Source organism: Acidocella sp., assembly GCF_052326845.1.
Classification (GTDB): Bacteria; Pseudomonadota; Alphaproteobacteria; order Acetobacterales; family Acetobacteraceae; genus Acidocella.
Window position 1 is genome coordinate 1 of the sequence record NZ_JBKQJR010000195.1, and the last position, 9,253, is coordinate 9,253.

Sequence of the window (9,253 nt, forward strand, 5' to 3'; positions counted from 1 at the left end):
CCGGCTGGTCTGCACCCCGCTCTCGCGCACCCGGCTCACCGCCGAGGCGCTGATGCGCGCGGGCTACCCGAAGACCGAGCCGCTGATCGACCCTGCCTTCGTCGAGCAGAATTTCGGCCAGCTCCAGTGCATGCCCATCGCCGGGTTCGACGAGCGGAGCCATGCCGAGCGCCACCCGTTCTGGCCCATCCATGCGGCGGAAACCCCGCCGGGGGGCGAGAGTTTCGCGCATCTCATCACCCGCGTCGGCGCTGGGCTGGAGGCGCTGCTCGCCTCCGCCAAGGGGGAACACACCATCATCGTCTCGCATGGCGGGGCCATCCGCGCCGCCTGCGCGCATGCGCTGGGCCTCACCGCGCATCAGGCGCTGTGCCTGCAAATCGACAACATCTCCCTCACCAGGCTGGAATTTAACGATCGCGGCTGGCGCGTCTTGTCTGTTAATGAACACCTTACAGAGCCGCCCGGCGCGCCCTCGCCGGGACCCGCTGAACCGAAATAACCCGAAGGAGCCTTTGCCCATGAAACGCCTTCTGCTCGCCGCCGCCCTGGCCCTTGGCACCGCCGCCCCGGCTTTCGCCGGCAGCCCGCAATACCTGGTGGACAGCTCCACCCTGGCGCTGGAGGACATGATGGGCGGCGCCCAGGGCTCGCAGGCCCAGGACTTCCTGCGCAAGGCCAAGGCGGTGGTGATCTGCCCCAACCTCTTCCGCGCCGGGTTCTTCTTCGGCGGCGAAGGCGGGGGCTGCGTGCTCTCCGCCCGCACGGACGATGGCAGCTGGTCCTACCCGGCCTTCTACACGCTGGGCAGCGGCAGCTTCGGCCTGCAGATCGGCGTGCAGAGCGCCGAGGTCATGATGATCATCATGACCGATGGCGGGCTGAACGCGCTGCTCAACTCGCAGTTCAAGTTCGGCGCGGATGCCGGGCTGTCCGTGGCGACACTCGGCGCGGGGGTGAACGGCTCCATGTCCACCGCGCTGAACGCGGACATCATCAGCTTCTCCAAGAGCGAGGGGCTGTATGGCGGCGTCTCGCTCTCCGGCTCCGTGCTTTCCGACGACTCCGGCTACGAGCAGCGCTATTACGGCACCGCGCCGGGTGCACGGGCTATTGTGGTCAACAGCCAGGGCTCGAACGCCGGCGCCAACCCGCTGCGCACCATGCTCGGGCGCTACGGGCAGGTCCAGGCGCAGTAAGGCTTTCAGGTTTTTGCGATAGCTCAGGGCGGGGGCATGTTCCCCGCCTTAACGTGCATTCCCTTGCGACGCGGACCAGGTCGCAATACTGCGTGCAATGACCAGCACAATCACCAGCGCGCACAGCGTTAATATGTCAGCCGCAGAAAATTCCTGCGCGTAAAGCTGTATCAGTATCTCGCGCAGCGAAAACACGATCGTCACGTCGAGCAGGTTCGACAGCCGGATATGCCTTGTTCTCGCATATTCCATAAACGTGTTGAACAGCTCGATCAGAATCACAACGTCGAGCACACGCTCCACCAGCCCGCGCATCGCCACTTCGTCAGACGCCATGATGCTGGCCAGAGGGAACATGGAGGCAGTACTGATCAATGCCTGGATAAATGCAAAACCAAGCGACACCAGCATCATGGGAATCACCCCCAGGATCACCAGCTCTACGGCCCGGTCATAAATGCGAAACACCAAATCCCGCGTGCTGTTGGCCGGTCGGGAGGGGGGCGCGCTTTCGTGTGCAGCTTTTGTTTCCTGCTGCGGCGCTTCGTACGTGTATTGCATGTCTCTCACCGTCGGCTCCTTGTCCGTGGGAACAACGCCAACATACGCTACGCCAGCATAGCCTAATACACCACCACGCTGCGAATGCTCTCCCCCGTGCGCATCAGCTCGAAGCCCTCGTTGATCTGCTCGAAGGGCAGCACATGGGTGATGAGGGAGTCGATGTCGATCTTGCCATCCATGTACCAGTCGACGATGCGCGGCACGTCGGTGCGGCCCCTGGCGCCGCCGAAGGCCGTGCCCTTCCAGGTGCGGCCCGTGACCAGCTGGAACGGCCGGGTGGAAATCTCCTGCCCGGCACCCGCCACGCCGATGATGATCGAGGTGCCCCAGCCGCGATGGCAGCACTCCAGCGCTTGGCGCATCACCTTGGTGTTGCCGATGCACTCGAAGGAATAATCCGCGCCGCCATCGGTGAGGTTGACGAGATACGGAACCAGATCCTCGCCGATCTCGTCCGGGTTGACGAAATGCGTCATGCCGAATTTCTCGGCGATCGGCTTGCGGGCGTTGTTGATGTCCACGCCGATGATCTTGTCCGCCCCCGCGATGCGGGCTCCCTGAATGACATTCAGCCCGATGCCGCCAAGCCCGAACACTACCACGTTGTCACCCGGCTGCACCTTGGCGGTGTTGAACACAGCACCTATGCCGGTGGTCACGCCGCAGCCGATGTAGCAGATCTTCTCGAAGGGCGCGTCCTCGCGCACCTTGGCCAGCGCGATCTCCGGCAGCACGGTGAAATTGGCGAAGGTCGAGCAGCCCATATAGTGCATCACCGGCTCGCCATCGCAGGAGAAGCGCGACGTGCCATCCGGCATCACGCCCTTGCCCTGGGTGGCGCGGATGGCCGTGCAAAGGTTGCTCTTGCGCGAGAGGCAGGTTTTGCACTGGCGGCATTCCGGCGTGTACAGCGGAATCACGTGGTCGCCCTTCTTCAGGCTGGTCACGCCGGGGCCGACATCCACGACCACGCCAGCACCCTCATGCCCGAGAATGGTGGGGAAGATGCCCTCAGGGTCCATGCCGGAGAGGGTGTACTCATCGGTATGGCAAATGCCGGTGGCTTTCACCTCCACCAGCACCTCGCCGTATTTCGGGCCCTCGATGTCCACGATCTCCAGAGAGAGCGGCTTACCCGCCGCCCGTGCCACCGCCGCCCTGGTCTTCATGCCTTACTCCCCGGTCTTGAACGCGCTTGCGGGGTATCCCTGCGCAAACAGCAGCGAGGTCAAGTCAGTGTGCTCAACCCGGTTGGCCACCTGTGCCGCCACCACCGGCTTGGCGTGGTAGGCGATGCCCAGCCCCGCCTCTTTCAGCATCGGCAGGTCGTTGGCGCCGTCGCCCACGGCCAATGTCGCCGCGAGCTTCACGCCGCGCTTCTGCGCCAGCTCTTGCAGCGTGTGCAGCTTGGCGTTCTTGTCCAGGATCGGCTCGGCCACGGCCCCGGTCAGCTCCGAGCCGTTATCCAGCAGCTCGTTGGAGCGGTGGATGTCGAAGCCAATCTCCGCCGCCACGCGGGAGGTGAAGAAGGTGAACCCGCCCGAGACCAGCGCCGTGGTCGCACCATGCGCGCGCATGGTGGCCACCAGTTCCCGCGCGCCGGGGCAGAACTGGATCTCCGCCCAGGTCGCCTCCAGCGCCGAGAGCTTCAGCCCCGTCAGCATCGCCACGCGCTCGCGCAAAGCGGCGGCGAAATCCAGCTCGCCGTTCATTGCCCGCCTGGTGATCTCGGCGATCTCATCCTTCAGCCCGGCGAAGGCCGCCAGCTCGTCCAGCGTCTCGCAGGTGACGATGGTGCTATCCATGTCCGCCACCAGCACGGCCTTGCGGCGGCCGCGGGATTTGGTGACGAAGATATCCACCTGCTTGTGGTCGAGTGCTGCGGCCAGGGCGGCGCGGTCCGGCACGTTCTGCACGGCGAATTCCATGGCCCAGCCCTCGGCCAGCCAGGTGGGCTCGAAGCCCTGGGCGAGATCCTGGGCGCGCTTGGCCTCGGCGGCGGTGAGGGAACCGGCTTGCCGGTTGGCGACGAAAGTGACGATATGAGACATGGTCGCGACTGGTAGGACAGAGAACGAAGCAGGGCAACGCACGGCGCTGATTTTGGCGGGTCCGACGGCCAGCGGGAAGTCGGCGCTCGCTTTGGCCCTGGCGCGGCGTTTGGGCGGCACCGTCATCAATGCCGACGCCATGCAGTGCTACCGGGAGCTGCGCATCATCACCGCCCGGCCGAGCCTGGAGGACGAGGCGGCAGCACCTCACCGTTTATATGGCGTGCGCGCCGCCGCCGAGCCCGCCAACGCCGCCTGGTGGCGCGGCGCTGCCCTGGCCGAGATGGCGGAGGCGGAGTTCCCGATCCTCTGCGGCGGCACGGGCATGTATTTCTCGTCGCTGGTCAACGGCATCGCCGATATCCCGGAGCCGGACCCGGCGGCACGCGAGGAAGCGCGCCGCCTGATCGCCGAGATCGGACCCGAAGCGCTCCACGTGAAGCTGGACCCCGAAACCGCAACGAAGCTGAAGCCGGGCGACTCCCAGCGCATCGCCCGCGCCTATGAGGTGCTGCTTTCCACCGGCAAGGGGCTGGCCTTCTGGCAGGCGCAACCCACCGAACGCCTGACCGGCTGGCACCTGAGGATGATCCTGCTCGACCCGCCGCGCGCCGCCCTGCGCGAGGCGATTGAGACCCGGTTCGAGGCCATGCTGGAGCAGGGCGCGCTGGAGGAGGTGCGCAACTTCCTGGCCCTGGGGCTGGATACCAGCCTGCCGCTGATGCGTGCCCATGGCGTGCCGGAGCTGGGGGCATACTTAAGCGGCGAGATCCCGCTCGAGGAGGCCAAATCCCGCGCCGTGCTGGTCACGCACCAGTACACCAAGCGCCAGGGCACGTGGTTCCGGCACCAGAAATTGGTCGGCACCCCAGACATGCAAATAATTCATTCAAGAATCACCTCATTCACGCAACTTTCGGAAAGTTTTATTGGCGATTTGGTAAATTTTATAAATATTCCCGGTTGACCTCCGCGGTCACCGGCGTTAATCGCTTCCGCAGTATTTTTTCTCCCCTGACCAGCAGGACAGACCATGGACGGCACGATCGCAACGAACGAACTGATGAAATCAGGCGCGGAGGCCCTTCTCCGCGCGCTGAAGGCGCAGGGCGTGGACACGATTTTCGGCTATCCCGGCGGCGCCGTGCTGCCGATCTACGACGCCATCTTCCAGCAGAACGAGATCAAGCACATCCTGGTCCGGCACGAGCAGGCGGCCGTGCATGCGGCCGAAGGTTACGCCCGCTCCACCGGCAAGGTCGGCTGCGTGCTCGTCACCTCCGGCCCGGGCGCCACCAACGCCGTCACCGGCCTTGTGGACGCGCTGATGGATTCCATCCCGCTCGTCTGCCTCACCGGCCAGGTGCCCACGCATCTTATCGGCAACGACGCCTTCCAGGAGGCCGACACCACCGGCATCACCCGCCAGGCGACCAAGCATAACTACCTGGTGAAGCGCTCCGAGGATCTGGTGCGGATCATCCATGAGGCGTTCTTCGTCGCGAAGAACGGCCGGCCCGGCCCGGTTCTGGTGGACCTGCCCAAGGACATCCTCATCGCCCCCGCCCCGTACCGGGAGCCGAGCCGCGAGCCGCACCGCTCCTACCGCCCGCGCACCGAGCCGGACCCGGCGAAGATCAAGGAAGCCGTCGCGCTGCTCAAGCGCGCCCAGCGCCCGGTCGTGTATGCCGGCGGCGGCGTCATCAATGCCGGGCCCGAGGCTTCGCGCCTGCTCACCGAGTTCGTGCGCCTCACCGGCTTTCCCTGCACCAACACGCTGATGGGCCTGGGCGCCTATCCGGCCAGCGACCCTCTGTTCCTGGGGATGCTGGGCATGCACGGCACGTACGAGGCGAACCTCGCCATGCATGACTGCGACGTGATGCTGAACATCGGCGCGCGCTTCGATGACCGTGTGACGGGACGACTCAGCGCGTTCTCGCCGAATTCCAAGAAGATCCACGCCGATATCGACCCGGCGAACATCAACAAGTCCGTGGTGGTGGATGTCGCCATCGTGGGCGACGCACTGGCGACGCTGAAGGCGCTGATCGCGGCCTGGAAGGCGGATTCCACCCCGCAGGACAAGGGCGCCATGGCGCAATGGTGGGCGCAGATCGATTTGTGGCGGGCCAAGCAGTCGCTGCGCTACACACAGAACCGCGACCCCGGCAGCATCATCAAGCCGCAATACGCCATCGAGCAGCTCTACAAGGCCACGCGCGGACGCGAGACCTACGTCACCACCGAGGTCGGCCAGCACCAGATGTGGGCGGCGCAGTACTTCAAGTTCGAGAAGCCGAACCACTGGATGACCTCCGGCGGCTTAGGGACCATGGGCTATGGCCTGCCCGCCGCCATGGGCGTGCAGGTGGCGCACCCGGACGCGCTGGTGGTGGATATCGCCGGCGAGGCCAGCACGCTGATGAACATCCAGGAGATGGGCACGCTGGCGCAGTACCGCCTGCCGGTGAAGATCTTCATCCTCAACAACCATTACATGGGCATGGTGCGCCAGTGGCAGGAGTTGCTGCACGGCAGCCGCTATTCCCAGAGCTATTCCGAGGCGCTGCCGGACTTCGTGAAGCTGGCGGAGAGTTTCCACGCGGTGGGTTTGCGCGCGGAGAAGGTTGAGGATCTGGACCGGGTGATCGCGGAGATGATTGCGGTGGACAAGCCAGTGATTGCGGATATCTGCGTGGACGAGATGGAGAACGTGTTCCCGATGATCCCCTCCGGCGCTGCGCATAACCAGATGCTGCTGGGGCCGGAACACAAGACCAATGGGCAGCCGGGTGTTACCGATGCCGGGCTGGCGCTCGTCTGATGGCAAATGGGAACCTGCGCGCCGCCACCATCTCGGTGCTGGTTGAGAATGAGTCCGGTGTCCTGGCCCGCGTCATCGGGCTGTTCTCCGGCCGCGGCTATAACATCGACAGCCTGACCGTCGCCCCGGTGGAGCGCGACGGCTCCAAGAGCCGCATCACCGTGGTCACCCAGGGCACGGAAATGGTGATCGAGCAGATCAAGGCGCAGCTGGACCGCCTGGTGCCGGTGTACAAGGTGCTGGACCTGACCGAGGGCCCGCATCTCTCGCGCGAGCTGGCCTTGATAAAAGTGATCGGCACCGGGGAGAAGCGGGCCGAGGCGCTGCGCCTGGCGGATGCCTTCCGCGCCCGGGTGATCGACGCCACGACCGAGAGCTTCACCTTCGAGCTGACCGGCGCGACCGACAAGCTGGATGCCTTCCTCGATTTGATGCGCCCGGTGGGCTTAGCGGAGGTCTCCCGCACCGGCGTCGCCGCCATCGCCCGGGGGCTGAAGACGATCGGGTAGGGTTTCAAGGCCGCTCGTGTTCCGCACGCCAAGGTGACATGCCTGCGAAAAGGGACTAGGGAGCGCGCCAGTTTTTTCGTTTCAGTAAAAGAGAACAAGGATAAAGTCACATGCGCGTTTATTACGATCGGGATGCAGACGTTAATCTGATCAAGAGCAAGAAGGTCGCCATCGTTGGCTATGGCAGCCAGGGCCACGCCCATGCGCTGAACCTGAAGGATAGCGGCGTTAAGGAACTGGCCATCGCGCTGCGCCCCGGTTCCACCGCCATCGCCAAGGCTGAAGGCGCGGGCCTCCAGGTGATGACCCCGGCCGAGGCCGCCGCCTGGGCCGATGTGCTGATGATCCTCACCCCGGATGAGGGCCAAGCCGACCTGTACCGCGAGCATCTGGCCGCCAACATGCGCCCCGGCACCGCGCTGGCCTTCGCGCACGGCCTGAACGTGCACTTCAACCTCATCGAGCCGCGCGCCGATATCGACGTGTTCATGGTCGCGCCGAAGGGCCCCGGGCACACCGTGCGCGGTGAGTACCTGAAGGGCGGCGGCGTGCCGAGCCTCGTCGCCGTGGCGCAGAACGTCACCGGCAACGCGCTGGAAATCGCCCTCTCCTATGCCTCGGCCAATGGCGGCGGCAAGGGCGGCATCATTGAGACCTCCTTCAAGGAAGAGTGCGAGACCGATCTGTTCGGTGAGCAGGCCGTGCTGTGCGGTGGCCTGGTCGAGCTGATCAAGGCCGGGTTCGAGACGCTGGTCGAGGGCGGCTACGCCCCCGAGATGGCCTATTTCGAGTGCCTGCATGAGGTGAAACTGATCGTGGACCTGATCTACGAGGGCGGCATCGCCAACATGAACTACTCCATCTCCAACACCGCTGAGTATGGCGAGTACGTCACCGGCCCGCGCATCATCACGGCCGAGACCAAGCAGGAGATGAAGAAGGTTCTGGAAGACATCCAGACAGGCCGCTTCACCCGCGACTGGATGCTGGAGAACAAGGTCCACCAGAGCAGCTTCAAGGCTATCCGCCGCCGCAACGCCGCCCACCCCATCGAGGAAGTGGGCGCCAAGCTGCGCGGCATGATGCCGTGGATCTCCAAGAACGCCCTGGTGGACAAGGCCAAGAACTGATCCACCTTGTAAAGCTGGCCGTGGGGGCGCGCGACATCGCGCACCTCCACGCGCTGCATATGGCAGAGGCGGCGCAAGACCCGCCTCTGCGCCACATTACGCGCAACAGACCCAAGCGCGCGGACGAACTGCTGGATGGCGGGTCGCTCTACTGGGTTATCGGCGGGGCCGTGCTGGTCCGCCAGAAACTCCTAGATATTCGCACTGAAGCCGCAAGCGACGGCATGTCCTACACCGCCCTGGTGCTGGACCCCGAACTCGTGCGCGTGGAAGCCCGGGCGATGCGCGCCTTTCAGGGCTGGCGCTATCTGGAGCCCAAGGACGCACCGCCGGACCTCTCAGCCCAACGCAGCGAGACGACGGAAATGCCCGAGGAAATGCGGCGCGCACTGGCCGCACTGGCGCTTTTGTAGTCCCTTGTTAATTTTGCGCGCGGCCGCCCCACCAGCCCCGCGCGCGCCATTTTGCGTCAGCCGCGGCTCATGCTAGTCCCGCCCTCACGTTAGAGGAGACCCACAACATGGCGGTGAACGCCTTTATATTCCCTGGACAAGGCAGCCAAGCCGTCGGCATGGGCCGCGACCTCGCCGCCGCCTTCGCCCCAGCCCGGCAGGTATTCGAGGAAGTGGACGAGGTTCTGAAGCAGAAGCTCTCCAAGCTGATGTTCGAAGGTCCGTCCGAGGAGCTGACCCTGACCGAGAACGCCCAGCCGGCGCTGATGGCGGTGTCCCTGGCCGTGCTGCGGGTGTTGCAGGCGGAAGGCGGGATCAGCCTGAAGGAGAAGGCGGCGCTGGTCGCCGGGCACTCCCTGGGTGAATACGCGGCCCTGGCGGCGGCGGAATCCTTCTCCGTCGCCGACACCGCAATGCTGCTGAAGCTGCGCGGCCAGGCCATGCAGAAAGCCGTACCCGCCGGCCTGGGCGCCATGGCGGCGCTGCTCGGCGTGGAGATGGACATGGCGCGCGAGATCTGC

11 protein-coding genes are annotated in these 9,253 nt (G+C 65.1%); 8 read left to right on the forward strand and 3 right to left on the reverse strand.

The genetic code is table 11. The features are described 5' to 3' along the window. Positions 1 to 502, forward strand: a 502-nt coding sequence (locus ACLPJJ_RS13145; protein WP_443591445.1) for a histidine phosphatase family protein, incomplete at its 5' end; no start/stop codon positions are given. Positions 503 to 521: 19 nt separating this feature from the next. Then, entirely contained in the window at positions 522 to 1,199 is a 678-nt protein-coding gene (locus tag ACLPJJ_RS13150; RefSeq protein WP_443591446.1) for a lipid-binding SYLF domain-containing protein, read from the forward strand. 48 nt (positions 1,200 to 1,247) lie between these two features. Here ACLPJJ_RS13150 and ACLPJJ_RS13155 read toward each other — a convergent pair whose 3' ends face one another. The 3 genes from ACLPJJ_RS13155 to serB all read right to left on the reverse strand — a co-directional run bounded on the left by ACLPJJ_RS13155 (position 1,248) and on the right by serB (position 3,814). After that, the gene (locus tag ACLPJJ_RS13155; protein WP_443591447.1) at positions 1,248 to 1,760 is read right to left on the reverse strand and encodes a phosphate-starvation-inducible PsiE family protein; all 513 of its coding nucleotides are present in this window, start codon (positions 1,758 to 1,760) and stop codon (positions 1,248 to 1,250) included. A gap of 62 nt (positions 1,761 to 1,822) precedes the next feature. Then, entirely contained in the window at positions 1,823 to 2,932 is a 1,110-nt protein-coding gene (locus tag ACLPJJ_RS13160; RefSeq protein ID WP_443591448.1) for an S-(hydroxymethyl)glutathione dehydrogenase/class III alcohol dehydrogenase, read from the reverse strand. Positions 2,933 to 2,935: 3 nt separating this feature from the next. Beyond that, complete coding sequence (gene serB / locus ACLPJJ_RS13165; protein WP_443591449.1) at positions 2,936 to 3,814, reverse strand: phosphoserine phosphatase SerB; 879 nt, start codon at positions 3,812 to 3,814, stop codon at positions 2,936 to 2,938. On the opposite strand from serB, the gene miaA reads away from it, so the two are divergent. The 6 genes from miaA to ACLPJJ_RS13195 all read left to right on the forward strand — a co-directional run. Next, positions 3,813 to 4,781: a tRNA (adenosine(37)-N6)-dimethylallyltransferase MiaA gene (gene miaA / locus ACLPJJ_RS13170; protein WP_443591450.1), complete on the forward strand. Its 969-nt coding sequence runs from the start codon at positions 3,813 to 3,815 to the stop codon at positions 4,779 to 4,781. The two genes, serB and miaA, sit on opposite strands and share 2 nt — an antisense overlap. A gap of 66 nt (positions 4,782 to 4,847) precedes the next feature. Continuing rightward, the gene (locus ACLPJJ_RS13175) at positions 4,848 to 6,641 is read left to right on the forward strand and encodes an acetolactate synthase 3 large subunit (protein WP_443591451.1); all 1,794 of its coding nucleotides are present in this window, start codon (positions 4,848 to 4,850) and stop codon (positions 6,639 to 6,641) included. Next, the gene (ilvN, locus tag ACLPJJ_RS13180) at positions 6,641 to 7,150 is read left to right on the forward strand and encodes an acetolactate synthase small subunit (protein ID WP_443591452.1); all 510 of its coding nucleotides are present in this window, start codon (positions 6,641 to 6,643) and stop codon (positions 7,148 to 7,150) included. The genes ACLPJJ_RS13175 and ilvN overlap by 1 nt, the downstream gene beginning before the upstream one ends. A gap of 110 nt (positions 7,151 to 7,260) precedes the next feature. Beyond that, a complete protein-coding gene (ilvC, locus tag ACLPJJ_RS13185) occupies positions 7,261 to 8,280 on the forward strand; it encodes a ketol-acid reductoisomerase (protein ID WP_443591453.1) in 1,020 nt (339 codons plus the stop codon). Further along, positions 8,238 to 8,693, forward strand: a complete 456-nt coding sequence (locus tag ACLPJJ_RS13190; RefSeq protein ID WP_443591454.1) for a DUF1489 family protein — start codon at positions 8,238 to 8,240, stop codon at positions 8,691 to 8,693. The genes ilvC and ACLPJJ_RS13190 overlap by 43 nt, the downstream gene beginning before the upstream one ends. 107 nt (positions 8,694 to 8,800) lie before the next feature. Continuing rightward, a partial coding sequence (locus ACLPJJ_RS13195) for an ACP S-malonyltransferase (protein WP_443591455.1) occupies positions 8,801 to 9,253 on the forward strand: 453 nt, incomplete at its 3' end.